Genomic DNA, 23,638 nt, shown 5'->3' on the forward strand with positions numbered 1-23,638 from the left:
GTGGACATTCCCATCGACCAGTCGTGGATCCAGGTCCTGCTGCTGGCCTCGGTACGCATGACGGCCTTCCTGGTGGTGGCGCCTCCCTTCGCCCACCACGCCATCCCCGCGCGAATCAAAGCCATGCTCGGCATAGGTCTGGGCCTGGCCGTCTCGCAGCGTCTTTCCGCCGATGCCATCCCCAAAGACACCGCGGGATTCATCACCGCAATAGTCCTGGAACTTGTCACCGGCCTGGTCCTTGGCTTCCTGGTGATGGCCGTGTTCGCCGCCATCCAGTCCGCGGGAAGCTTGATCGACCTTTTCAGCGGATTCCAGATGGCCCAGGCCTTCGATCCACAAATGATGGTCAACGGGGCCCAGTTCACCCGTTTGCTGCAGATGGCCGCGCTGGCCCTCCTCTTCGCTTCGGACGGTTACCAGCTGGTCATCGGAGGGCTCACCGGCAGCTTCAACGCCTTGCCGCTCGCCGGCGGCATCGACCTCAGCAAACCCGTGGACGCCATGGTTGGTGCCGTCACCGGAATGTTCATCTCCGCCGTCCAGATCGCCGGTCCCTTGCTGGTTGTCCTGGTGCTGGCCGACGTCGGACTCGGTCTCCTCACGCGCGTGGCTCCGGCACTGAATGCCTTCGCCCTCGGCTTCCCGTTGAAAGTCTTCATTACGCTGGCGCTGGCAGGGTTCCTCTTCCTGGCCCTGCCGCGCCTGGTCGCATCGCTGGCCGAATTGGCCGCAAGAACTGTCCTGGGGGTGGGCTAGTGGCGGACTCCCAGGAGAAAACCGAACAAGCCACGGACAAACGCATGCGCGAGGTCCGCGAAAAGGGCCAGCTCTCAAGGTCGCAGGACCTGCTGGCCTGGCTCGCCGTTGGCGGCGCTGCGGCGATGCTTCCGGCCACCATCGACCACGCGTCAAACGCCGCAGTGGACCAACTCTTCACGGTCAAGAGCGTCATGAACGATCCCGACCCCGGAAAGGCCGTGGCTGCCCTCGAAGCGGGATTGGGGTCCCTTGCCGGGATCCTTGGCCCCTTGCTGCTGGTGGTCACTGTGGTGGTCCTGGCCGGTTCCGCACTGCAGGGCGGTATCCGCTTCAAGAAGTTCCGTGCGGAGTTCGAGCACTTCAACTTGCTTGCCGGTTTCAAGCGGATGTTCGGTGCCGAGGCGCTGTGGGGCGGGGTGAAGGCGCTGCTGAAGACCGCCGTCGTGGGTCTTGTCCTGTACACCGTGATCCAGGGCTTGATGCCCGTGCTCCTGACGGCCGGCGGCTTGCCGGTGGCGGGCGTGCTCGCCGCTGCCGCGGGCGGGATCGGGGCTCTCATCCAGTTCGCCGTGGCTGCAGGGCTGGTGCTGGCAGCCGCCGATATCTTCGTGGTGATGCGGCGCAACCGGAAGAAGACCCGGATGTCCAGGAAGGAAGTCCAGGACGAGAACAAAAACACCGACGGCGATCCGCTGGTGAAGTCCCAGCGCCGCTCACGGCAGCTCAGCATGAGCCGGAACCGCATGATCGCTGCGATCGGGGAGGCTGATGTGGTCTTGGTGAACCCGACGCACGTGGCAGTTGCGTTGAAGTACGACGCCGGCACCTCGGCACCGCGCGTCGTGGCGAAAGGTGCGGGAATCATCGCCGCCCGCATCAGGGAGGAAGCCGAAAGCAAAGGGGTGCCGATGGTCCAGGACATTCCCTTGGCACGGGCTGTCCATGCGGCATGCGGGCTGGGGCAGGAGATTCCCGTGGAACTCTACCGCGCCGTGGCTGCTGTTCTTGCGTTCGTGATGTCGCTCAAGACCCGGGGAGCAGCACGGGGAATCCATCGCATGAAGGAGAGTTTCCAGCCATGAACAACAACAGGTTCGCCCGGCTGTCCGTCCCCGTGGGGATCGTAGGGATCGTGCTGCTCCTGGTGGTTCCGCTGCCGGCGCCGTTGCTCGACTTCCTGATCGTGTGCAATATCCTGCTGGCGTTGCTGATCCTGTTGACCAGCATGTTCGTGAAGAAGCCCCTGGACTTCTCGGTGTTTCCCTCGCTGCTGCTGGTGGCCACCCTCTTCCGCCTGGGGATCAACGTCGCCTCGACCCGACTGGTGCTGGGGCAGGGATTCGCCGGCCAGGTCATCGAGGCCTTTGGCAAGGTCACCGTGGGCGGTTCCCTCATCATCGGTGCCGTGGTGTTCCTCATCCTGGTGGTCATCCAGTTCGTGGTGGTCACCAAGGGTGCCGAGCGTGTGGCCGAAGTCGGGGCGCGCTTCACCCTGGACGCCATGCCGGGCAAGCAGATGGCCATCGACGCCGACCTGAACGCGGGGCTCATCACGGACGCCGAAGCCCGGAAACGCCGCGCCGAGGTCTCCGCCGAGGCCGACTTCTACGGTGCCATGGACGGTGCCTCCAAGTTCGTCAAAGGTGATGCGATCGCGGGCATCATCATTATCATCATCAACTTCGTGGGCGGTATCGCCATTGGTGTGCTCCAGCGTGGCATGGAAGCCGGCGATGCCCTGAACACGTACGGCTTGCTCACCATGGGGGACGGCCTGGTCACCCAGATCCCCGCCCTCCTCATGGCCGTCTCCACCGGCATGATCGTTACCCGGTCCAACGCCGAGGAAGACATGGGGCGGACGGCGTCCTCCCAGCTGATGCAGTCGCCCAACGCGCTGCTGATCGCAGGCCTGGCCGCAGCCAGCATGGCCTTCATCCCCGGCATGCCCATCCTGCCGTTCCTCCTGGTGGGTGCGTTGCTGGTGTTTGCCTCACGCCGGGCGACCGCCCTGCAGAAGTCACGTGCCAGTGCGCAGGAGGCCGAGGACGCCGCTGTGGAAGCTGCGGAAGACCCGAACGAGAGGCTCATGGAAGAGATGCGGATCCACCCCGTGGAGATCCTGCTCGCCCCGGATCTGGTGGATATCGTCTCCGGCGCTTCCGACGACCTCCTGGCCCGGGTGCGCTCCCTCCGCCACAAGATCGCCATGGAACTGGGCCTCGTGGTCCCGCCCGTCCGGACCCGGGACGCCCTGGACCTGCCACCTTCCACCTATGCCATCCGCATCGCCGGCGTTGAGGCTGGAAGGGGAGTGGCGCCGTCGGGCAAGCTCCTGGCCCTCGGCGAATTCCTGGACGCCCTTCCCGGGAGCGCAACCGTGGAACCGGTGTTCGGCCTGAGCGGCAAGTGGGTGCCCACGGAGATGAGGCACAGTGCCGAGATGACCGGTGCCACCGTCATTGACCGTGTCTCCGTGCTGGTCACCCACTTGTCGTCAATCATCACGGCCAACGCCGCCCGGCTCCTGACCCGCGAAGACGTACGCGTCCTCACCGAAGGCGTCCGCAAGCAGAGTCCCTCCGCAGTGGAGGAACTCACGCCGGGGCTGCTCTCCCTGGCCGAAATCCAGCGTGTCCTCGAAGGCCTCCTGGAAGAACAAGTGCCCATCAACGACCTTCCCCGGATTTACGAAGCCCTGGCCCTGCGCGCCAAGGTATCAACCGACCCGGAGGCCCTGATCGAGTCGGCCCGGAACGCCTTGGGGCCTGCACTGGCGGCCAAGTACCTGGACGGAGGGGTGCTCAATGTGGTGATGATCGACCCCCTCCTGGAGCAGTCCATGTTGGAGGACATGAGACCCGCGGAAGGTGGAGCCCAGATCGTCATGGGGCAAGCCAAACTGGACGGCGTCCTGGCGTCCCTCAAAACCGCAGTGGAGGAAGCCGCGGCGGCGGGCCGCCAAGCGGTGCTGGTGTGCGCGCCTGCCTTGCGCCCCGCCGTGCGTCGCCTGGTGGCGGCCCCCGACGGCGGTGTCCCCGTCCTGTCGTATCGGGAAGTCACCTCGGCCCATTTGCGCATCGAGACCGTGGGGGTGGTGCGCTATGCCGAAGCGCTACACGCTTAAGGGGTCCTCCCTGGAAGCGATCCGGGCCAAGGCGCTGCAGCACTACGGGCCCGGTGCCCGGATTGTGGCTGCCGAAAAAGTCACCAATCCGGGAATCGTGGGACTGTTCGCGGCCAACCGGATCGAGGCCACAGTGGAAGTCAGCGACAAGCCTGCAGGGCAGGCTGCGGCGGAGGTCCCCGGGGCGCCTGCCATGACGGTCAAGGCTGCCCAGCACCCACGCGACCCCGGTTCTGCCCATGACCTGGACGGCACCGCCATTGCAGCGCTGCTGGAACGGGCCGACGCCGAGGAGCTTCACCTGCACCGGGCCAGGCCCTCCGCCGGCGCTGCGGCTGCCCCCGTGTCGACGGCCTCGCCGGATTTCGCCGGGCTGCTGGAACAACTGGGCAAGGAACTGGAACGGACATCCGCGCCGCCGGCCGAGCCCCCGCCGGCCCTGCCCCCGGCGGTGCCGCCGGCCTCGGTGGTGACGCTGCCGCCGTCGAGCGCTGCGTTTGCCAAGGTGCCCGAACTCCTGGCCGGCGACGGCGATCTGGTCCTGCTCCTGGGCCTGGGTGACGACGCCCTGGACGTTGCGCTGCAGATGTCACAGGCCGCAGGCGGCGCCGACGTGAGGACGGCAGGGGAGCTCACCGCGTTCGGCCACCTCCACGTGGACGGACGGCACAGCGCGACGGCGGCACGCGCACAGGCCGTTCTGACCGGCCATACCGTTGTGGTTGCTTACGGGCTGGGGATTGCCGAGGATGCGCCCGGCCAGGCGTCACGCATTGCACTGCTGGCGCCCGATCAGGTGTGGGTCGTGGCCGACGCCCGGATGAAGGCAGAGGACACCGCAGGGTGGTCGGGCGCGTTGCGCGCCGGCCTGGCCGGTGAGTCAATCGCCGTCGACGCGCTCGCGGTCATTGGAGCCGCGCAGACCGGCACGCCCGAAACCGTCAACGAACTCGGCCTTCCGGTGGGATGGGTCGATGGCAGGCCCGCAGCAGCAGCCACGCTGGGAAAGGTACATTGAGAGCATGTTGGTACTGACGCGCAAGCCGGGCGAGAAAATCATGATCGGCGACGACATTGTCATCACCGTCATGGAGGGCCGGGGTGATGGCGTGCGCATCGGCATCGAGGCGCCCCGGGGTGTTTCCATCCAGCGCAGCGAGGTGGTGGAGGCGATCGCGGCCGCCAACCTCGCCGCAGCCCAGGCGGGACCCGACGCCGAACAGCTCCTGGCCGGCCTCCAACCCCCAGCCGCCCGCAAGGACGTCCCGTCAGGCAGGCCCGAGGAAATCGCGCAGTGACGGAAGAGATGCCGCGCTAACCGCCGCAAGCGCCCGGCCAACATTGGCCTGCACGGCAAGGTCCGCGAGTTCGTCCGGGCCGGGAGCCCCGGGCGGCGGCCCGGCCTGAAGGGCTGCCGCATTATCCGAGGCCGCGTTGTCGATCTTTGCCTGTAATTCCGCCATGCCCTGCAGATGCTCGCCCAAAAGTCCCGGCCACGGTCCAGGCGGCGCTGCAGATACCAGGCCGGGCAAAGTGGTGTGGTGGGGAGCCTTCCATTCGGCCGACAAAGAGGCGGCCTCCACGCCGCGGGCAAGGGACTCGAAACGGAGGTTTTCCAGAACCTTTTCAAGTTCGGTGGCAGTGAAATTCAACCGGTGCCAGTTGCCTGCCCGGAGATGCAGGAGCTGTGTTTCCAGGAGAAAAAGCAGGAAATCCAGTTGCCTTCGCTCACGCCACAGCGTTGCCGACAGTTCGTCCGCCCCCACGGTTCCCCAATCATTTATTGCAAAGCCTGAATGACGATTTAGCAGGCTTTTTGGTTTCTTGTGTCGAGCGTACACGCAGAGTCGTTTTCAGGTGATATGTTCACTGAACACGTACCTGGACGAAGTCCTGAAACGTCGCCGTGATTGGTCTCCCGGCGCCGGTGGAACAGCTGTTCAGGGTCCGTTGCAACTCAATAATCCGGTCTCATGGGGGGACTTACATTTGAATCGCGAACAGCGCAACGAGCTGGTGTTGCAGCACCTTCCGCTCGTTGGTTACCTGGTCTCTGACCTTTGCGCGCGTGCGTCACATTTATCGCGCGACGATTTTGCTTCCGTGGGGTCGTTGGCCCTTATTGCGTCCGCTGATTCTTTTGATCCGGATCTCGGTGTTCCTTTTGGTGCCTTTGCGCGCCGTCGGATCATCGGTGCCTTTGCTGACGAGATGCGGGCCAGCGACTGGGCCACCCGTTCGGCCCGGAAGCGCATCAAGGAAACCATGGCCGTCCAGGAAACCCTCACCGGCGTGCTGGGGCGTACTCCCACGGTGCCGGAGTTGGCCTCTGCCTTGGGCGTGGAACGCAGCCATGTGGAAGCTGCCCTGGCCGATGCCGCCCGGACGCTCAGTTCGCTGGACGAGGTGGTGGCAGATACCGTGGCCTCCGGCGCTCCGTCCCCTGAACACTCTGTCCTCGCGGACGAGCGCATCAAGTATCTGCGGGCCGCCGTCGACTCCCTTCCGGAGAAGATGCGCTTCGTGATCCAGGAGATCTACCTTGCCGGCCGTTCCGTGAAGGACCTTGCCGAGGAACTCGGTTCGACCCACGCCGCAGTGTCGCAGCAGCGGGCCGAGGGCATCCGCCTCATGCGCGACGGCCTGGCAGCCCATTACGCGGACAACCCCGACCAGCCCTTTGAACCTGAATCCCGAATCACCGCCCGGCGACGCAATGACTACTTGGCTGCGCTGGCCACGGCGACCACCGGAGGGATCACCCGGGGCCTGGGCCTTGGGTCCTCGCTCAATCAAGCCGTCTAGCAGCAGGCAGCCGGAAGCCCGGGCCGTGGGATGGCCCGGGCTTCCTGCTGCGACTGCCTGGACGCGCCGTTAGTGCGCCTTGGGCACCCTGCGGAGTACGACGGCGGCAAGCACTGCCGCTCCAGCCATCAGTACCAGCCCGATCGCCGCCGTGATGTGGACGCCGGATTCGAAGGCGACCCGGGCGGCCAAGGTGAGGGCATCAGACAAGGGTGCAGGGAGAGCCGCGGCTGCATCCACGGCTCCGGCCAGTGTCTCCCCGGAGTTTCCGGCGGCTTGGCTGGACAGGCCTTCGGGCAGGACGAGGTTGTGCTGGTAAGACGCCGTCAGGATGGAACCGAGCACTGCGGTGCCCAGCAGGGATCCGAGTTCATAGCCCGTTTCGGAGATGGCGGATGCGGCTCCGGATTTGTCGGCCGGGACGGAGGACAGGATCAGGTCATTGGAGATTGTTTCCGCTGCTCCCACGCCAACGGCAAGGATGGTCAGGGCGGACAGCAGGAACACCGGCCCGTGTCCGTGGTCTCCCACCACAACCACCAGGTAGCCCACGGCACTGAAACTCAGGCCGGCGGCGACCACGAATCCAGGCCTGATCCGTTTGACCAGCGGCACCACCAACAGTCCGGCAACAATCGTGGCGAGCAGGGCCGGAATCATGGCGATGCCCGCTTCCATGGGGGACTGCCCCTCCACCAACTGCAGGTGCTGGGCGAAGAAGTAGATGAACCCGGTCATGGAGAACAGTGACAGGACGTTGGCCACGATCGCCGTGCTGAACACCTTGTTGCCGAAGAGGCGGACATCCAGCATGGGGTTCTCCAACAGGCGCTGCCTCCGGACGAACACTGTGCCCATGACCAGGCCAAACACCATGAATGCCAGGGCGGTCGCCCCGAAGCCATGGACGGCGGATTCCTTGATGCCATAGACGAACGGCGCCATGGTCAGGATGGACAGCGCAATGCTGGGCACGTCCACCCGGCCGGGATTGGCGTCCTTGGACTCGGGGATGAGCGTGGTGCCGAGAGCGAGCAAGGGAAGCAGCAGGAAGGTCGCCACGAGGAACACGGCACCCCACCAGAAGTGCTCCACCAGCCAGCCACCAAAGATGGGGCCCAGCGCAGCGCCTCCGGAGAAGCCGGCGGCCCACACCGCGATGGCGAGCCTGCGACGGTTGGGATCCGTGAAGATGTTCCGGATCAAGGAGAGGGTGGAGGGCATCAGCATGGCGCCGAAGACGCCCAGGGCGGCGCGGCCGGCAATCAGCCACTCGGCGGACGGCGCGAACGCTGTAGCAGCCGACACCGCCGCGAAGCCCGTGCTGCCGATCATGAGCAGCCGCCGTCGTCCGACCCTGTCGCCGAGGTTGCCCATGGAGACCAACAGGGCGGCCAGGACCAGCGGGTAGGAGTCCACGATCCAGAGCAACTGGACACCGCCAACTTCCAGGGACCGGGCGATTTCCGGAAGAGCAAAGGTGAGGGCGGTGTTGTCGACGGCGACCAGCAGCACCGGGACCATCAGCAGGGCCAGTGCTGCCCAGTCGCGCCACGGTGCCCGGTCCTGCGCGGACTGCTGGCGGACAGGGGTTGCTGGGGTCGAAGACTGGGTGAACATGGCAATAACTGTACCGTCTGGACGGTATAGTTTCAACTTCGGAATGCCCACAGCAATAGGGGATGATGGAACCCATGCCACGAAAACCAGTAGCCAAGGACTCGGTCCTGGATGCCTTCGAAGCCCTCCTGATCGAGGTCGGCGAACGGGCCGCCACGCTCGACGCCGTAGCCAAGCGCGCCGGTGTCTCCAAGGGCGGGCTGCTCTACCACTTTCCTAACAAGGAGGCGCTGATCGCGGCGCTGTTGGAACGCCTCGACAACCTCGCGCAGGAAGACATTGAACAGATGAAAGCTGCTCCCGATGGAGCGGCTGCCTACTTCATCCGCTCTTCGTTGTGGGCGGGGACGCCCATGGACCGGGCCTTCGTGGCGGCGACCCGGTTGGCGGAGGTCGCCCATGAGGAAACACGACGGCGGTTCGCCGGTATCCAGCAACAGTGGCTGGATGTCCTGGCTGAGGATGTGGGGCCCGACGTGGCCAAGGCTGTCAGCTACATGGGGGATGGGCTGTACTTTAACGCGATGTTCGAGGGCGGCCAGGAGACGGGCGACGGCAGGCGGGAGGCCGACGTCGGGATTCTCCTGAAGGTGCTGGAGCGCCTGCGGGCATAGGCCGCCTGCACCATTTGCGGCGGCGCCCGCCGCGTAGGACAATTAAGCCTTGTGGCGCGCCTTCCCAGCGCCCACAGACAACTGAACAAGCCTTTGATCTGCGGCGGGAGAGTCCTGCAGTACGTGATGCAGGCGCCGTAGGAGCAAACCCTCCCCAGGAATCTCTCAGGCCCATGCACCGCCGCGGCGAGGCAACTCTGGAAAGCAGCAGGCAGGAACGCGTCACCACCGGCGCGGGCCTACCGTGCTCACCGACGGTGCAAGCGATCGTTGTGCAGACAACGCGCGGAAACTCTCAGGTCCAATACAGAGCGGGGAGGAACCCGAGTAGCTGCGGCGTACCCACGCGCCGCCCAAGTATTGGAGTTCCTTCGTGACGGTTAGTTCTGCCTCCACCACCTTCGTTGACCGGCATATCGGTGCCCGCCGCCAGGCCGACGTTGAAACCATGCTGAAGTCCGTCGGATACGACTCCGTCGATTCGCTCGTTGACACCGCGGTTCCCAACGACATCCGCCAGGACGTGGCGCTGACCCTCCAGAACGCCCTTTCCGAGGTTGAGGTCCTGGCGGAACTCCGCAAGCTGGCCGCAAAGAACAAGACGGCCGTACAGATGATCGGCCAGGGCTACTACGACACCATTACCCCGCCGGTGATCCGCCGCAATATCCTCGAGTCCCCTGCCTGGTACACCGCTTACACCCCGTACCAGCCCGAGATCTCCCAGGGCCGTCTTGAGGCACTTCTGAACTTCCAGACCATGGTCCAGGACCTTGTTGGCCTGCCGATCGCCAACGCGTCCTTGTTGGATGAAGCCACCGCCGTGGCCGAAGCCGTCCTCATGATGCGCAGGGCCAACAAGAACAAGGCTGCCCAGGATGGCAAGACCGTCCTGGACGCCGACTGCCTGCCGCAGACCATCGCGATCGTGAAGGGCCGTGCCGAGGCCCTCGGTTTCGAGGTTGAGGTCGCTGATCTTTCCCTCGGCCTCCCGGAAGGTGCCATCAACGGCGTCGTCCTCCAGCAGCCGGGCGTTTCCGGCCGAGTCTTCGACCACTCCGCCGTGATCGCCGCGGCGAAAGAGCGGGGCGCGTTGGTCACCGTCGCAGCCGATCTTCTCTCGCTCACCCTCATCACTCCTCCCGGCGAGCAGGGCGCCGATATCGCCGTGGGTTCCGCCCAGCGACTGGGCGTGCCGCTGTTCTTCGGCGGCCCGCACGCCGCCTACATGGCCGTCCAGAAGGGCTTGGAGCGTTCCATGCCGGGCCGTCTGGTGGGCGTTTCCAAGGACGACGCCGGTGTCCCCGCCTACCGCCTGGCGCTGCAGACCCGTGAGCAGCACATCCGCCGCGAGAAGGCCACGTCCAACATCTGTACCGCGCAGGCATTGCTCGCGATCGTCGCTTCGATGTACGCGGTCTACCACGGTCCCGAGGGACTGAAGGCAATCGCCGAGACGGCGCACCAGCACGCCCGCACCCTTGCCGCCTCCCTGAGGGCCGCCGGCGTCGAGGTCCTGCACGGTTCGTTCTTCGACACCATCACGGTCCGCGTACCGGGCCGCAGCGCCGAGCTCGTCGCTGCCGCAGAGGCCAGCGGCATCAACCTGCGCGGCGTCGACGCGGACACTGTGGGTATCTCGGTTGATGAAACCACTACAGCCGACATCGTCGGCGGTGTCCTTGAAGTGTTCGGCGCCCCGGTACTGGAATCCGTGGAGGGTTTCGCGCTCGAAGCTTCCGTTGAGCGCTCCAGCGATTACCTGCAGCACCCGGTGTTCAACACGCACCGTTCCGAGACCCAGCTCCTGCGCTACATCCGCAAGCTCTCCGACCGCGACCTCGCGCTGGACCGGACCATGATCCCGCTCGGTTCGTGCACCATGAAGCTCAACGCCACCGCTGAGATGGAAGCCATTTCCTGGCCCGAGTTCGCCTCGATCCACCCGTTCGCCCCGGACTCCCAGACCGCTGGCTGGCGCGAGTTGATCACAGACCTCGAAGCCCAGCTCACCGAGATCACGGGTTACGACCAGGTCTCCATCCAGCCGAACGCCGGCTCGCAGGGTGAGCTCGCGGGCCTCCTCGCGATCCGTGGCTACCACCACTCCCGGGGTGACCAGCAGCGCAACGTCTGCCTGATCCCGGCTTCGGCCCACGGCACCAACGCCGCCTCGGCTGTGCTCGCCGGCATGAAGGTCGTTGTTGTCGCTACCGCATCTGACGGCACCATCGACCACGCTGACCTCAAGGCGAAGATCGAAGCCAACCGCGACGTTCTCTCGGCGATCATGATCACCTACCCGTCCACCCACGGTGTTTACGACGCCGACGTTCGCGAGGTTTGCGACGCCGTCCACGAGGCCGGAGGACAGGTCTACATCGACGGCGCCAACCTCAACGCACTCGTTGGCCTGGCACAGCCGGGCAAGTTCGGCGGCGACGTGTCCCACCTGAACCTGCACAAGACCTTCTGCATCCCGCACGGCGGCGGCGGACCCGGCGTTGGCCCGGTTGCTGCCAAGGCACACCTCGCGCCGTTCATGCCGGGGGATGCTGCCTCCTGGACCGAAGGTAACGATGTCCCGATCTCGGCGTCGCGCTTCGGCTCGGCCGGTGTGCTCCCGATTTCCTGGGCGTACGTTAAGCTCATGGGGGGCCAGGGCCTCACTGAAGCAACCAAGTCCGCACTGCTGGCGGCGAACTACATCGCAGCACGCCTCAACGATTACTTCCCGGTCCTCTACACCGGCGAAGCCGGCCTGGTGGCCCACGAGTGCATCCTGGACCTGCGCGAACTGACGGCCAAGACCGGCGTTACCGCGGAAGATGTGGCCAAGCGCCTCATCGATTTCGGTTTCCACGCGCCCACGCTGGCCTTCCCGGTTGCCGGCACCCTCATGGTGGAGCCCACGGAGTCCGAGGACCTCGTGGAGATCGACCGCTTCATCGAAGCCATGATCACCATCCGCAAGGAAATCGACCAGGTGGCCCACGGCGACTTCTCCGTGCAGGATTCCCCGCTTCGCCGCGCACCCCACACGGCAGCCGCCGTCGTAAGTTCCGATTGGGACCGCGCGTACCCGCGTGAGCAGGCCGCCTTCCCCGTCCACCACCTGAAGCAGGACAAGTATTTCCCGCCGGTGGGACGCATCGACGGTGCAGCGGGCGACCGCAACCTGGTGTGCTCCTGCCCGCCAATCGAAGCGTTCGAGAACTAAGGGAAATGGCAATGACTGAGAAGCACACAGCCCTCTACGAGGAGCACAAGAAGCTCGGCGCGTCTTTCACGGACTTCGGTGGGTGGCAGATGCCGCTTAAGTACACCTCCGAGCTGGCTGAACACCACGCCGTCCGGAAGTCCGCCGGCCTGTTCGACCTCTCCCACATGGGCGAAGTTTGGGTCACCGGACCGCAGGCAGCGGAGTTTTTGGATTACGCCTTGGTGGGCAAGATCTCCGCCATGGCCGACGGAAAAGCCAAGTACTCCCTGATCTGCCAGGAAGACGGCGGGATCATCGACGACCTGATTGTGTACCGTCGTGGTGCCGATAAATTCCTGGTGGTGCCGAACGCCGGCAATGCCTTTGTGGTCGCATCTGAACTGCTGCAGCGCGCCGCGGGCTTTGATGTCGTGGTCGAGGATGCTTCATCGTCGACGTCGTTGATCGCCGTTCAGGGGCCGCTTGCGGAAGCGATCCTGCTGCGCCTGGTTCCGGCCGAGCAGCACCCGCTGGTCACGGAACTGAAGTACTACGCCGCAGTCGAGGTGACTTTCCTGGTGGCCGGCTCCGGACAGGACCTGCTGCTGGCACGCACCGGCTACACCGGCGAAGACGGCTTCGAGATCTTCGTCCCCAACGAATCCGCCGCCGCGCTGTGGCAGGCGATTTCGGCTGTTGCGGAGGATGGTGAACTGGTTCCGGCAGGCCTTGCATCGCGCGACTCCCTGCGCCTCGAGGCCGGCATGCCCCTGTACGGCAACGAGCTCTCCCGCGAAGGTAATCCGTTCGCTGCCGGACTTGGGCCCGTTGTGGCGCTGTCCAAGGAAGGCGACTTTGTTGGCAAGGAAGCACTCGCTGCCTTAAAGGCCTCCGGCGCGGGTTCCTCTACTGGTCGCAAGCTCGTGGGCCTCAAGGGCCTGGGTCGACGTGCCGGCCGCTCGCACTACCCCGTAGTGAAGGACGGAGCCGTTGTTGGCGAAGTGACCTCCGGCCAGCCGAGCCCGACGCTCGGGTACCCTGTGGTCCTCGCTTATGTGGACGTTGCTTTGGCCGAGCCCGGGACTGCTGTGGATGTAGACCTTCGCGGGAAGCCCGAGCCGTTCGAAGTAGTCGCACTGCCTTTCTACAAGCGCCAAAAGTAGTTAGGCAGGCCCGAGCCTGTCATAGTTTTTGATCAACCACAGTTAGGAAACAGAATGCCCAAAGTAGCGCCTGAACTTCAGTACTCCGACGAACACGAGTGGGTCCTGCGTGGGGAGGGAAACTCGGTGTCTGTTGGCATCTCCGAGGTTGCCACCGACGCGCTGGGTGACATCGTGTACGTCGACCTGCCCGAGGTCGGTTCCACCGTGACTGCAGGCGAGACGTGTGGCGAGGTTGAGTCCACCAAGTCCGTCTCGGACTTGTACTCGCCCGTCACCGGTGAGGTCACGGAGATCAACGACGCCGTTGTGTCCGACCCCGCACTCATCAACAACGACCCCTACGGCCAGGGATGGCTGTTCAAGGTCGCTGCCGAGTCTGACGGCCCGCTGCTGTCGGCAGAGGAATACGCCTCCAAGAACGGCGGAGACCTGGGTTAAGCCGCCCGTTCCGAAGGGCACCACCGTCGCTGGCAGGCGTAGCGTGGACTTGTAGTAACTCAATAAAATTGCGACGCCGGATTGCCGCCTTTGGGGGCCATCCGGCGTCGTACTTCGGTCGTCTTCCGCCACAAGCGGTAGCGGCCATCCGGCAGGACCATCTGCCGGACCGTTTTCAAGCTGTATAAAAGGGATCCCGGCTATGGCTGTTGGTGTTTTCGATCTGTTCTCCGTGGGCATTGGCCCGTCGAGCTCGCATACTGTGGGGCCGATGCGTGCCGGGGCGGTGTTCGCCGGCGAGTTGAAGGACGAGGGGGTTCTCGGCTCGGTGGCTTCGTTGCGGGTTGATTTGTATGGTTCGTTGGCGGCGACCGGGCGTGGCCACGGAACCATGACAGCAACGTTGCTGGGTTTGGAGGGTTACCACCCTGAGCTGATCCTCCCCGAGGAAGTGGAGGAGCGGCTTGCCGCGATCGCTGAGACGGGTGTTTTAAATCTGGCCGGTGCTTCCGGTGACGGTGTCCAGTTGCCGTATGCGGTGGAGGATATGGTGTTGCATCCGTTGACGGTGTTGCCGCGGCATACGAACGGGATGAAGTTCGCTGTTTCTGATGCTGAGGGGAACGTGCTGAGGGAGGCGACGTTTTTCTCGGTGGGTGGTGGGTTCATTGTCCGTGAGGGCGAGGAAGACACGGCGCGGGCTGAGTTGGAGGAGTCCAAGGCTGAGTTGCCGTTGCCGTTCCGGACGGCGGCGGAGTTGCTGGGGCGGTGCTCGTCCAAGGGCTTGCGGATCAGCGACATCATGTTGATCAATGAGCGGGCGTCCCGGTCGGAGGAGGAGATCCGGGAAGGGCTCTTGCATATCTGGTCTGTGATGGAGGCCTGCGTTGAGACCAGTCTGAAGCGTGAGGGTGTGTTGCCGGGCGGTTTGCGGGTGAAGCGTCGTGCGCCTGATTGGTTGGAGCGGTTGTTGAAGGAGGACAAGGACCGCAATGATCCGAAGTATTGGCAGGAGTGGGTGAACCTGATCGCCCTGGCGGTGAATGAGGAGAACGCTTCCGGTGGGCGGGTGGTGACGGCTCCGACCAATGGTGCGGCGGGGATTATCCCGGCGGTGCTGTATTACGCGTTGCATTACGCCCCGGGGATGGATCAGGCCTCGCAGGCTGACCGGGATGATGTGGTGGTGCGGTTCCTGCTTGCTGCTGGTGCGGTGGGGGTGTTGTACAAGGAGCAGGCTTCGATTTCCGGTGCCGAGGTGGGGTGCCAGGGTGAGGTGGGGTCGGCGTCGTCGATGGCTGCTGCGGGGTTGGCTGAGGTGATGGGTGGTTCTCCGGCTCAGGTGGAGAACGCGGCGGAGATCGCGATGGAACATAACCTGGGTTTGACGTGTGATCCGATTGGCGGGTTGGTGCAGATTCCGTGTATTGAGCGGAACGCGATTGCTGCGGCGAAGGCGATCAACGCCGCCAAGATGGCGTTGTGGGGTGATGGCACGCACCGGGTCTCCCTGGACGAGGTCATCGTCACGATGCGCGAGACCGGCAAGGACATGTCCCACAAGTACAAGGAAACCGCGATGGGCGGCCTCGCCGTCAACGTCGTCGAATGCTGAGTCTGTTCGCTGTCGGTGCCTAGTGCCATGCTGTATGCATGAGCGGGGGATATGACCGGGATTTCTTGCGGGCACGCCTGGAGCTGCCCAGTCCGTCGGCAACGACTACTTTGTTGGACTACACGCACTTCTCCGTGCGCTTCCGGGCTGCCCGGAAGCTCGCGGCGATTGTTGGAGTCAACATCAGCGGCAGGGAACTGAATCCTTTGGCCCGGGAGGGCACGTGGCATTTTGACGAGCGCATACCCCGGGAGCAGCAGGCGGGGCCGGACGTCTACAAGAACAACGCCTTCGATCGGGGACACCTGGTGCGGCGGCTCGATCCGGTGTGGGGCGATGCTGCTACGGCCAAGAAAGCGAATCAGGACACTTTCGCATTCACCAATGCAGCACCCCAAGTGGATGACTTCAACCAAGGCAAGGAACTTTGGGTAGGGCTGGAAGACCATGTGCTGGGCCACGCCGACGCGCACGACGCCAAGCTCAGCGTGTTCACCGGGCCGGTCTTTGCCGACGACGATTCCGAATACAGGGGCGTGAAGATCCCCAAAAGATTCTGGAAAATCGCAGCTTGGACCAACGATGGAACGCTCGGCGCTGCCGGCTTCGTGCTGGACCAGTCGCCACTGTTGGGCAAGGTTGAGTTGAAAAAGGCTCTGACGCAGCGCCTCCTGGAGGGAGAACCGCCACCCCTTGGTCCGTTCAGGACTTTCCAGGTTCCTGTCGGTGAGATCGCAGACCTGACCGGGCTGAGCCTGAGCCGGCTGACCAACGCCGATCGGCTCGCCAGCGGCCAGCGGGAATTGGGGAAAGCCCCCAAGGCCATCCAATTGGAGAGCATGGAACAGATCCGGCTCTGACCCGGATGATCGCCTGGCTCTGGGCTCTCCCAAGAAGCATCACTGATGTGCGCCGGAGCGCCGCTACCCGGGAATCGGGTCATATACCCATGCCCGATAGACTTGATTCTGCATGTCCGCATGCGCACTATGCCTGAACACCGCTTGAACCCTGCACTGAACCCTGAGATTGGACACGGCCACCTTGCGAGAATTTACTGCCCGCTTTGCCACCGCCGAGGAAATCGATAACTGGGACAAGCACGTCACTGCCAACCCGAACGGCGGCAACATGCTGCAGTCGGACGCCTATGCTGCAGTGAAGGACGGGAACGGTTGGCTGGTCCGCCGGCTCGTCATCGAGACCGCCGGATACTCCAGCTACAACCTGCTGCTGGAGAAGAAGTTTCCTGTCCTGGGACGCCTCTGGTACCTGATCAAGGGCCCCGATGCCGAGTCCGTCGAGGACATCAAGCCGATGCTGGACGCCGTCGCCCGTTTGGCGAAAGAACATAAACTGAACGTCTTCACCATCAAGATAGAGCCCGACGTCGTGGAGTCACCTGAAGTGACTGCGCAACTAAAGGCTTCCGGCCTGGTTAAGGCCCCCAACATCCAGTCGAACGACTTCACAGCTGTTCTGGACATCTCTGCGCCCGCCAACGAGGTTCTGCGGAGCATCTCATCGCGCGCCCGCAACGCAGTTCGCCGCGCGGAGCGCGAGGGCTGCGAGGTAGTCCAGGAAGAAGCCGGCGAGGACAGTTACCGCAAGCTCTATGCCCTCATGCAGAACACGGTGAATGCCAAAGGCGCCATGCCTCTGCGGAGCTACGAGTACTACGCCGCGTTCTGGGGCGGATTCAGCAGCAGGGGCCAAGGTCAGTTCTTTTTTGTCTACGAGGATGGCCAGCCCAGCGTCGGTGCGTTCGTGATCAACTACGGCTCCAAGGCCACCTACAAAGACGGCGGCTCCACCCAGAACCGCAAGCAATACGGTGACTCGCACTTGGTCCAGTGGGCCGCCATCCAGCGCATGCAGGAACTGGGTTGCGTGGAGTACGACTTCTGCGGCACACCCCCTTCTGCAAGCATCAAGGACAAGTCCCATCCGTTGTACGGACTGGGATCCTTTAAAACCAGCTTCACCAAGACCGTCACGGACTTCGTGGGCTGCTACGACCTCGTTCTGGGACCTGTCCGGTACAAACTGTGGCTCAAAGGTGCGGAGAAAGTCTTCCGCCGACTCGAAACCATGCGCACCGGTGGACAGTTCTACTAGACCGCAACCCGAAGCACGGCCCGCCCCGGCCACCAACGGGTGCACATCCAACAAGATGAGGTATTTTCTTTGACTCCGATCGAGGCTGGAACCGACATGGAATTCGTAATTCTCAGTGACGCTGATTTCGAGACCTTCGCCAAGGGACACCCACAAGCGAGCTTCATCCAATCCATGGACCTCACCCGTTTCCAGAGAGCGCGCGGTCAGGAAGTGGAGCTCTTCGGCGTCACCCGCGGCGGCAGCCTCATTGCCGCCGGAAAGCTCGTCTACACCGCCAACCGTCTCGGCTACAAGGTTGCTGAGTGCGCCAAGGGACCACTGATGGACTACAGCGACGCCGCAGCGGTGAGGCCCGTCGTCGAGCTCCTTAAGAAGCACGCGGCAGAGAAAAAAGCGGCGGAGCTGCGCATCTCGCCCAACGTCAAGTACCTCGCACGCGACGAGGACGGCGCGGAGCACCCGGAGGTCGAAGACAACCGGCCGCTTCTTAAGGAACTTGAAGGTCTCGGGTTCAAGCACCAGGGCTTCGACATGAACTTCGCCAACATCAACTGGATGTTCATTAAGACCCTGGACGGGGTTGCGGACTCCGAAGAGCTCATCATGGGCATGAACTACCGCACCCGGAAGGCCATCCGAAAAGCGGAGAAGAACGGCGTCTACCTGGAACAGGCCACGCTGGAAACGCTGGACGATTTCTACAATGCACTCAAGACGGCCGGTGACGAAAAGGGCTTCACCTACCGGGAACGCGGGTACTACGAGCAACTGCTCCGCAACACTTCCGATGAGTTCACCAAGCTCATGATGGCCAAGATCAACATCCCGGAATACCGCCGTTCCATCACCGAGCGCCTCGACGCGGAGTCCAAGACGCTGGCGGACCTAAAACGGGAGGTCGAGGAAACCGGCAGCAAGAAGAAAGCCAACCGGGTCAAGGTCGTCCAGGACCTGGTGGACAGCTATGAACGCAGCCTCAAGGACATCGAACGCTTCCCGGACTCCGTGGGCGTGGCAACGGTGGCCGCGATCCACTTCGCGTGCTCCGGCGATGAGCTCACGTGCGTCATCGGCGGCACGGTCCAGGATTACATCTACTTCAACGGGGCAACGTCCCTTTATTGGGGAATGATGCTGCACGCCCTCAACAACGGCTACTCGCGCTACAACTTCTATGGAACCTTTGGTATCCAGGGGCAGGATGAAACCGGCCATGGTGGGTACGAGTTCAAGAAGGGCTTCGGCGGCGAAGTCGTCCAGTTGATCGGCGACTTTGTTATGCCGGTAAGCCCGGTCAAATACACCGCGTACCGCACGGTCAGGAAGCTCGCAGGAGCCGCCCAGACCGTTCTGGGAAACTTGCGGAAGCCGGAGCAATTGCCGGTGATTGGAAAGTTCCTCAGGAAGAACTGATGCAAAGGAGGAATGCTGCGTGACTGAACGCCCGGAGGGCAACGGCGGCAGGCCTCACACGGACGGCTTGCCCAAGACCCAACCGCTGCGCCCATCGCAGGTTCGGCAGAACGCCAACGCCAAGCGCATGCTGATGCGGCTGGTCCAGGGGGACAGCCCGCCTACCGCGCCCATGAACATCGTGGACCGGCTGGCAGGCAGCCCCTACGCCAACCCCACCATCCAGGCGGCCGGAGTCGATGCCTCTGCCCGCAAAACGATCGACTTCGCCCTGCACCTGGCGGAGGCGATGTTCCGCTACGGCGCAGGCGCGCTCGAAGTCGAAACCAGCATGATCGCCGTGACGGCCGCCTTGGGGCTGAAGAACGTTGAAGTGGACATCACCAACCAGTCGGTGGCCATCAACTATGCGCCAAAGGACCAGACGCCCATCACCTTGATCCGGGTGGTGCGGTCCTGGACCAACAACTACGCCGGCCTGGCGCAGGTCCACCAACTGGTCACGGACATCGTGGCCGGGGGAGTGGGGCGCGATGAAGCCGTGCGTCGCCTCAACGAGATCACCCGCAGTGCCAAGCCGTTCCCGCGCTGGATGGTCACGGTGGCTTTCGGCGTCTTCGCCGCCGTCTTCGTCGGTGTGTTGGGTGGCGGCCCGGGAGCCTCTGCCCTCGCTTTCGCCTCCAATCTTCTGATCAGTCTGGTGGCCCGGCAGTTGGGACGCTGGCGCACCCCGGACTTCTTCGTCACCATGTCGTGCTCGTTCCTGGTCACGTTCATTGCCTTGATGCTGAGGTGGGCAGGTGCTGACATTGCCCCATCAATCGTCGTAGCCGGCGGCATCCTGCTGTTGCTTCCAACCGGACGACTCGTCTCCTCGGTCCAGGACGCCATCAACGGCTTCCCGGTCACCGCGGCCGGACGATTCCTCTCCACGCTGCTGACGTTCGGTGCGATCGTGGCGGGCATCGCCGTCGCTGTCGTGACCGGAACGCTGATGGGCAGCGAAGTTCTGGATGTCACCAATACATTCCCGCCCGCCTATCCATTGTGGGGACAGGCGATCCTGATCGCCGTGGCGGTTGCCGCGATCGGTATCACCGAACAAACCCAGATGCGGCTTTTACTCCCGACGGCAGCAGTCGGCTTGGTGGGCTTCTTCGTCTTGTGGGGGGCAGGCGAGCTCGGCCTCGGCGACCGTTTGGCGCCTGCCATCTCAGCTGTCGTCATTGGACTGCTGGGCAGGGTGGTCGCCCTGAAGCTGGGTGCCCCGCAATTGGTGGTCGCCGTTCCTGCCGCCCTGATCCTGCTGCCCGGGCTGACCATTTTCCGCTCGATGTACCTTCTGACCACCGAGGAGTCGGATATCCTCCTGGGTGCCGGCGGCATGCTGAATGCCACGGCCATAGTCCTGGGCGTTGCCGCCGGCATTGTCCTGGGCGACAACCTCGCCCGGCCCCTGACCAAGGGCCTGTCCAGCAACGAGCGGCGACGCGTACGGCGCCGCTAGATACTGCTAGATCTTGCCGATGGCAAGCTTCTTCTCGGCCTGGAACACTTCCTCCACGCGACCCTGCGCCCAATAACCGGACAGGGAAACCTGGGAGCGTTCCAGGCCGTGCTGCACAAAGAGGACCTCGCGCAGGCCCTTCATGTAGCCACGCTCGCCATGTGCGAACACATCCACCCGTCCGGGCAGCCACTCAAGCGTACGCAGGGCATTGAGGAGGAGGTCGCTGGATCCGGCCTGTACCCCGTTGCGTAGCAGCCAGTGCACCTCCACACCGGCCGGTGCCTGGATGGGGAGAACGTCATCCGTGCTGTCCACCTCCAGGAAAGCGTAGCCACGTGCCGTCGGAGCCAGGGCCTCAATGGACGCTGCGATGGCGGGGATGGCGGCGTCGTCGCCGGCGAACAGGTACCAGTCCGCCTCGGGTGCCGGATTGTAGGCACCACCGGGACCGGTAAAAACCAGTGAGTCGCCCGGCTTCGCAGCCGCAGCCCACGGTCCGGCAAGGCCTTCATCGCCGTGAACCACGAAGTCGATCGCCAACTCCTGCGCCTCGGGATCAACCCAGCGGATCGTGTAGGTGCGGGTGTGCGGCCACTGCTCACGCGGCATGGAGTCGCGGATTTCCCAGAGGTCCAGGGGAAGCTGGTAGTCCACGCCCGGCTGGGGAAAGACGATCTTGACGTAACGGTCCACGAACGCGTTGTTCGTGTAATCGCTGAAGCCCGGACCTCCCGCTACGATCCGCACCATGTGGGGCGAAAGCCGTTCTGTTCGCAGGACGGTCAGATTGACCTGCGGACGCGTGTTTCGGTTGGCTGACGATGTGACGGGAAGGGCAGTCATATAGGTCAGCCTAAGCTAATCAGCTGGAGGCGGGCTGGGTATGAGTCGAACGTTACATCCCCACCCGACCCTCTCTCACCTAAACACCGATTTCTGCGGATGCTCTCTCACCTAAACACCGGTTTCCGGGGATGCTCTCTCACCTCACCTCCCCGTCCCGCGCCGCCGCACCCATTTCCGCCTCACGCGTCCGGTGTTAGGGGTGCACGCGGCGGAAAAGGGCGCGGCCCGAAGTCGTCTGGGGTGCACGCGGCGGAAAAGGGCGCGGCCCGAAGTCGTTACGGGTGCACGCGGCGGAAAAGGGCGCGGCCCGAAGTCGTTACGGGTGCACGCGGCGGAGAAGGGCGCGGTCCGAGAATTGCGTCGGTGGCGTCGTCGAACCTCTACCTTTGGTTGGCTTTCACCCGCTGTCTCACTCATTCGCCACCACCCGAATCCACCGTTAGACGGACACTGATGGGATGTGAGAGAGGAGCCGCCAGGGGCTTAAAGGACCGGGAGTTCCCAATCGACTGGTTCGGCGCCCTGTTCCTTCAGCAGTTGATTGACCCTGCTGAAGGGCTTGGAGCCGAAAAATCCCCGCGAAGCAGACAACGGACTGGGGTGCGCGGACGCCACAATGGGCGCACCGTTCAGCAACGGCGCGACACCCTCGGCGTCCTTCCCCCAGAGGACGGCCACCAGGGGGCTCCGGCGGCCCGCCGTGTCGGTGCGGTTGGCGACTGCGGTGACTGCCGCCGTCGTAATGGCCTCCCAGCCCTTGCCCCGATGCGAGCCTGCGCTGCCGGCGGCGACGCTGAGGACACGGTTCAGCAGCAGCACGCCTTGCTCGCTCCAGGCGGTGAGGTCGCCGTGGATCCGGGGCGGCAGGCCGAGGTCGTCGTGGAGTTCGCGGTAGATGTTGGCGAGGCTGCGGGGGATGGGCCTCGTCTGGCGCGACACCGAGAAGGAAAGCCCGACGGCGTGACCTGGCGTCGGGTACGGGTCCTGGCCCAGAATCAAAACCTTGACGTCCGCCAAAGGGGTGCGGAAGGCCCGAAGGAGGTTGCTGGCGGCCGGAAGGACCTGGACCCCGCCGGCTGCCTGCCCTGCAACGAACGCCAGCGCGCTGCGGAGCTCCTGCTCCACGGGGCGCAGGGCGTAGGCCCAATCGGCAGCCACCAGGCTTTCCAGCGGCAGGTCCGGCAGGGCACCGAAACCCGGCCCGGAGGTGCCTGCAGGTTCAAGGTCGAAGAGTGCATGCTCGCCAGTCATCCAGCCATTGTCCATCGCTGTGCCCGGGGGCTGTGAATGACACCGTTGTTATTCACCCGTAACATGGGGGTGAGACATTTTCGCCAACCAGCGTCCAAGGAGTGTGCCATGGCAGAACCAGCACAGGAACCAATGGCGCAGCAGACCACCGGTTTTGCTCTTGATGACCTATCGGTGGGCGTCCGCAGCGATTCGCCCCTCAGTGAGCGGGACCAGCAGATGCTGGCCTTGGAGCGCCAGTGGTGGAAGTACGCCGGGGCCAAGGAACAAGCGGTCAGGGAGCTGTTCGACCTGTCCGCCACCCATTACTACCAGATCCTTAATGCGCTGATCGATACCGAGGAAGCGCTGGCCCACGATCCCATGCTGGTCAAGAGACTGCGTAGACTACGTACGTCCCGCCAACGCGCGCGGACAGCGCGCCGTTTGGGGTCCGACGCGTAAACCGCCAGGCTGACCGTCAGCAGCAACCAGCAAGGACAACGCTTCACCATGACCAAATTTGCCAAGGATGAATTCGACCGGGTTCCGCAAAACAGCACCCGGCAAGGCGTGCACCGCGAATCCCAGGAAACGTCCCGCCCTTCGCTCTGGCCGATCCTGACCGTCGGCGCCGTGGCCTTGGTGCTCGGCCTGGTTGCGTTCCTCATCCTTCCGCGCCTGGGACTGGTGGCACCCGGCGCTTCGTCCAGCGTTTCGACGCCGGCACCCCAGGAAACTTCTGCCGCACCTTCCGCTTCGCCGACTGAGTCTGGCAGTGCTCCCGTGGCTTCCGGAGAACCCACGCCCAACGAAACACCGTCCGACACTCCCTCCGCGACCCCGTCCGGTGCGCCCCTGGACAAGACCACGGCCGTTGCTGTGTACAACGGCACCTCCACGGCCGGCCTTGCCGGCCGCGTGGCCGGTTTGGTGCAAGGTGACGGTTGGGCACTTGGCACGGTGGGCAACTGGGGCGGCATTCCGCAGCAGGCATCAGTGATCTTCTACAACGCTCCCGGGCAAAAGGCCAATGCTGACGCGTTGGCCACGCTCCTGGGAATCACTAACGTGGTGGAGTCCCCGGACGTCCAGCAGCCCCTGGTGGTTGTTGTAGGCCCGGGCTACCAGTAGCACTTGCTGCCCATCGTTCCGGTTAAGCCTCAATA

At 64.1% G+C, this 23,638-nt stretch carries 21 protein-coding genes and 1 riboswitch; of the genes, 17 read left to right on the forward strand and 4 right to left on the reverse strand.

Annotated features, from left to right (window positions below):
• The 5 genes from ACUYMZ_RS05600 to csrA are packed head-to-tail and all read left to right on the forward strand — an operon-like array spanning nt 1 to nt 5,187.
• Nucleotides 1–759 carry a flagellar biosynthetic protein FliR gene (locus ACUYMZ_RS05600; RefSeq protein ID WP_481602375.1) on the forward strand — a complete coding sequence of 253 codons (759 nt, stop codon included), beginning with the start codon at nt 1–3 and terminating at the stop codon, nt 757–759.
• Nucleotides 759–1,844: an EscU/YscU/HrcU family type III secretion system export apparatus switch protein gene (locus tag ACUYMZ_RS05605; protein ID WP_481602376.1), complete on the forward strand. Its 1,086-nt coding sequence runs from the start codon at nt 759–761 to the stop codon at nt 1,842–1,844. Before ACUYMZ_RS05600 ends, ACUYMZ_RS05605 begins: the two co-directional genes overlap by 1 nt.
• Nucleotides 1,841–3,889, forward strand: a complete 2,049-nt coding sequence (locus ACUYMZ_RS05610; protein ID WP_481602377.1) for a flagellar biosynthesis protein FlhA — start codon at nt 1,841–1,843, stop codon at nt 3,887–3,889. The genes ACUYMZ_RS05605 and ACUYMZ_RS05610 overlap by 4 nt, the downstream gene beginning before the upstream one ends.
• Complete coding sequence (locus ACUYMZ_RS05615; RefSeq protein ID WP_481602378.1) at nt 3,867–4,907, forward strand: hypothetical protein; 1,041 nt, start codon at nt 3,867–3,869, stop codon at nt 4,905–4,907. The genes ACUYMZ_RS05610 and ACUYMZ_RS05615 overlap by 23 nt, the downstream gene beginning before the upstream one ends.
• A gap of 4 nt (nt 4,908–4,911) precedes the next feature.
• The gene (gene csrA, locus ACUYMZ_RS05620) at nt 4,912–5,187 is read left to right on the forward strand and encodes a carbon storage regulator CsrA (protein WP_426006141.1); all 276 of its coding nucleotides are present in this window, start codon (nt 4,912–4,914) and stop codon (nt 5,185–5,187) included.
• Here the strand turns inward: csrA and ACUYMZ_RS05625 are convergent.
• Entirely contained in the window at nt 5,158–5,655 is a 498-nt protein-coding gene (locus ACUYMZ_RS05625) for a flagellar protein FlgN (RefSeq protein WP_426006142.1), read from the reverse strand. The genes csrA and ACUYMZ_RS05625 overlap by 30 nt on opposite strands.
• Before the next feature lie 223 nt (nt 5,656–5,878).
• Here ACUYMZ_RS05625 and ACUYMZ_RS05630 point away from each other — a divergent pair, with 223 nt between their 5' ends.
• Nucleotides 5,879–6,694 (forward strand): sigma-70 family RNA polymerase sigma factor, encoded by an 816-nt coding sequence (locus ACUYMZ_RS05630; protein ID WP_426006143.1) that lies wholly within the window; start codon nt 5,879–5,881, stop codon nt 6,692–6,694.
• A 69-nt stretch (nt 6,695–6,763) separates the two neighbouring features.
• On the opposite strand, the gene ACUYMZ_RS05635 is transcribed toward ACUYMZ_RS05630, so the two are convergent.
• Nucleotides 6,764–8,314 carry an MFS transporter gene (locus ACUYMZ_RS05635; protein WP_481602379.1) on the reverse strand — a complete coding sequence of 517 codons (1,551 nt, stop codon included), beginning with the start codon at nt 8,312–8,314 and terminating at the stop codon, nt 6,764–6,766.
• A gap of 74 nt (nt 8,315–8,388) precedes the next feature.
• On the opposite strand from ACUYMZ_RS05635, the gene ACUYMZ_RS05640 reads away from it, so the two are divergent.
• From ACUYMZ_RS05640 to ACUYMZ_RS05680, 9 genes are all read left to right on the forward strand, one after another.
• Complete coding sequence (locus tag ACUYMZ_RS05640) at nt 8,389–8,928, forward strand: TetR/AcrR family transcriptional regulator (protein WP_426006145.1); 540 nt, start codon at nt 8,389–8,391, stop codon at nt 8,926–8,928.
• Between the two features lie 94 nt (nt 8,929–9,022).
• A riboswitch (glycine riboswitch) is annotated at nt 9,023–9,119 on the forward strand.
• A 182-nt stretch (nt 9,120–9,301) separates the two neighbouring features.
• Nucleotides 9,302–12,148, forward strand: coding sequence for an aminomethyl-transferring glycine dehydrogenase (gene gcvP, locus ACUYMZ_RS05645; protein ID WP_481602380.1), 2,847 nt, complete (start codon nt 9,302–9,304; stop codon nt 12,146–12,148).
• Between the two features lie 11 nt (nt 12,149–12,159).
• A complete protein-coding gene (gcvT, locus tag ACUYMZ_RS05650; RefSeq protein ID WP_481602381.1) occupies nt 12,160–13,293 on the forward strand; it encodes a glycine cleavage system aminomethyltransferase GcvT in 1,134 nt (377 codons plus the stop codon).
• A gap of 54 nt (nt 13,294–13,347) precedes the next feature.
• Nucleotides 13,348–13,734 (forward strand): glycine cleavage system protein GcvH, encoded by a 387-nt coding sequence (gene gcvH / locus ACUYMZ_RS05655; RefSeq protein ID WP_426006148.1) that lies wholly within the window; start codon nt 13,348–13,350, stop codon nt 13,732–13,734.
• A gap of 202 nt (nt 13,735–13,936) precedes the next feature.
• Complete coding sequence (locus ACUYMZ_RS05660; RefSeq protein WP_481602382.1) at nt 13,937–15,349, forward strand: L-serine ammonia-lyase; 1,413 nt, start codon at nt 13,937–13,939, stop codon at nt 15,347–15,349.
• Between the two features lie 38 nt (nt 15,350–15,387).
• A complete protein-coding gene (locus ACUYMZ_RS05665) occupies nt 15,388–16,209 on the forward strand; it encodes a DNA/RNA non-specific endonuclease (protein ID WP_442424758.1) in 822 nt (273 codons plus the stop codon).
• Between the two features lie 169 nt (nt 16,210–16,378).
• A complete protein-coding gene (locus tag ACUYMZ_RS05670; protein ID WP_481602383.1) occupies nt 16,379–17,467 on the forward strand; it encodes a lipid II:glycine glycyltransferase FemX in 1,089 nt (362 codons plus the stop codon).
• 96 nt (nt 17,468–17,563) lie between these two features.
• Nucleotides 17,564–18,883 carry a peptidoglycan bridge formation glycyltransferase FemA/FemB family protein gene (locus ACUYMZ_RS05675; RefSeq protein WP_481602384.1) on the forward strand — a complete coding sequence of 440 codons (1,320 nt, stop codon included), beginning with the start codon at nt 17,564–17,566 and terminating at the stop codon, nt 18,881–18,883.
• A gap of 19 nt (nt 18,884–18,902) precedes the next feature.
• Complete coding sequence (locus tag ACUYMZ_RS05680; protein WP_481602385.1) at nt 18,903–20,390, forward strand: threonine/serine exporter family protein; 1,488 nt, start codon at nt 18,903–18,905, stop codon at nt 20,388–20,390.
• Between the two features lie 6 nt (nt 20,391–20,396).
• Here the strand turns inward: ACUYMZ_RS05680 and ACUYMZ_RS05685 are convergent, their stop codons facing one another.
• Complete coding sequence (locus tag ACUYMZ_RS05685) at nt 20,397–21,236, reverse strand: siderophore-interacting protein (protein ID WP_481602386.1); 840 nt, start codon at nt 21,234–21,236, stop codon at nt 20,397–20,399.
• Between the two features lie 486 nt (nt 21,237–21,722).
• Entirely contained in the window at nt 21,723–22,490 is a 768-nt protein-coding gene (locus ACUYMZ_RS05690; protein ID WP_481602387.1) for a uracil-DNA glycosylase, read from the reverse strand.
• Nucleotides 22,491–22,598: 108 nt separating this feature from the next.
• Here ACUYMZ_RS05690 and ACUYMZ_RS05695 point away from each other — a divergent pair, with 108 nt between their 5' ends.
• Both ACUYMZ_RS05695 and ACUYMZ_RS05700 read left to right on the forward strand, forming a co-directional pair.
• A complete protein-coding gene (locus ACUYMZ_RS05695; protein WP_426006156.1) occupies nt 22,599–22,934 on the forward strand; it encodes a DUF3263 domain-containing protein in 336 nt (111 codons plus the stop codon).
• Between the two features lie 48 nt (nt 22,935–22,982).
• Nucleotides 22,983–23,603 carry a LytR C-terminal domain-containing protein gene (locus tag ACUYMZ_RS05700; RefSeq protein ID WP_481602388.1) on the forward strand — a complete coding sequence of 207 codons (621 nt, stop codon included), beginning with the start codon at nt 22,983–22,985 and terminating at the stop codon, nt 23,601–23,603.
• Nucleotides 23,604–23,638: the final 35 nt, after the last annotated feature.

The sequence above is a fragment of the Arthrobacter sp. T572 genome, assembly GCF_056780115.1.

Bases quoted from the DNA above. Each gene is read 5' to 3' on its own strand.
- ACUYMZ_RS05610 (WP_481602377.1), top strand. From the start codon at position 1,841: ATGAACAACAACAGGTTCGCCCGGCTGTCCGTCCCCGTGGGGATCGTA.
- ACUYMZ_RS05615 (WP_481602378.1), top strand. From the start codon at position 3,867: ATGCCGAAGCGCTACACGCTTAAGGGGTCCTCCCTGGAAGCGATCCGG.
- csrA (WP_426006141.1), top strand. From the start codon at position 4,912: ATGTTGGTACTGACGCGCAAGCCGGGCGAGAAAATCATGATCGGCGAC.
- ACUYMZ_RS05635 (WP_481602379.1), bottom strand. From the start codon at position 8,314: ATGTTCACCCAGTCTTCGACCCCAGCAACCCCTGTCCGCCAGCAGTCC.
- ACUYMZ_RS05640 (WP_426006145.1), top strand. From the start codon at position 8,389: ATGCCACGAAAACCAGTAGCCAAGGACTCGGTCCTGGATGCCTTCGAA.
- gcvT (WP_481602381.1), top strand. From the start codon at position 12,160: ATGACTGAGAAGCACACAGCCCTCTACGAGGAGCACAAGAAGCTCGGC.
- gcvH (WP_426006148.1), top strand. From the start codon at position 13,348: ATGCCCAAAGTAGCGCCTGAACTTCAGTACTCCGACGAACACGAGTGG.
- ACUYMZ_RS05660 (WP_481602382.1), top strand. From the start codon at position 13,937: ATGGCTGTTGGTGTTTTCGATCTGTTCTCCGTGGGCATTGGCCCGTCG.
- ACUYMZ_RS05665 (WP_442424758.1), top strand. From the start codon at position 15,388: ATGAGCGGGGGATATGACCGGGATTTCTTGCGGGCACGCCTGGAGCTG.
- ACUYMZ_RS05675 (WP_481602384.1), top strand. From the start codon at position 17,564: ATGGAATTCGTAATTCTCAGTGACGCTGATTTCGAGACCTTCGCCAAG.
- ACUYMZ_RS05685 (WP_481602386.1), bottom strand. From the start codon at position 21,236: ATGACTGCCCTTCCCGTCACATCGTCAGCCAACCGAAACACGCGTCCG.
- ACUYMZ_RS05690 (WP_481602387.1), bottom strand. From the start codon at position 22,490: ATGACTGGCGAGCATGCACTCTTCGACCTTGAACCTGCAGGCACCTCC.
- ACUYMZ_RS05695 (WP_426006156.1), top strand. From the start codon at position 22,599: ATGGCAGAACCAGCACAGGAACCAATGGCGCAGCAGACCACCGGTTTT.
- ACUYMZ_RS05700 (WP_481602388.1), top strand. From the start codon at position 22,983: ATGACCAAATTTGCCAAGGATGAATTCGACCGGGTTCCGCAAAACAGC.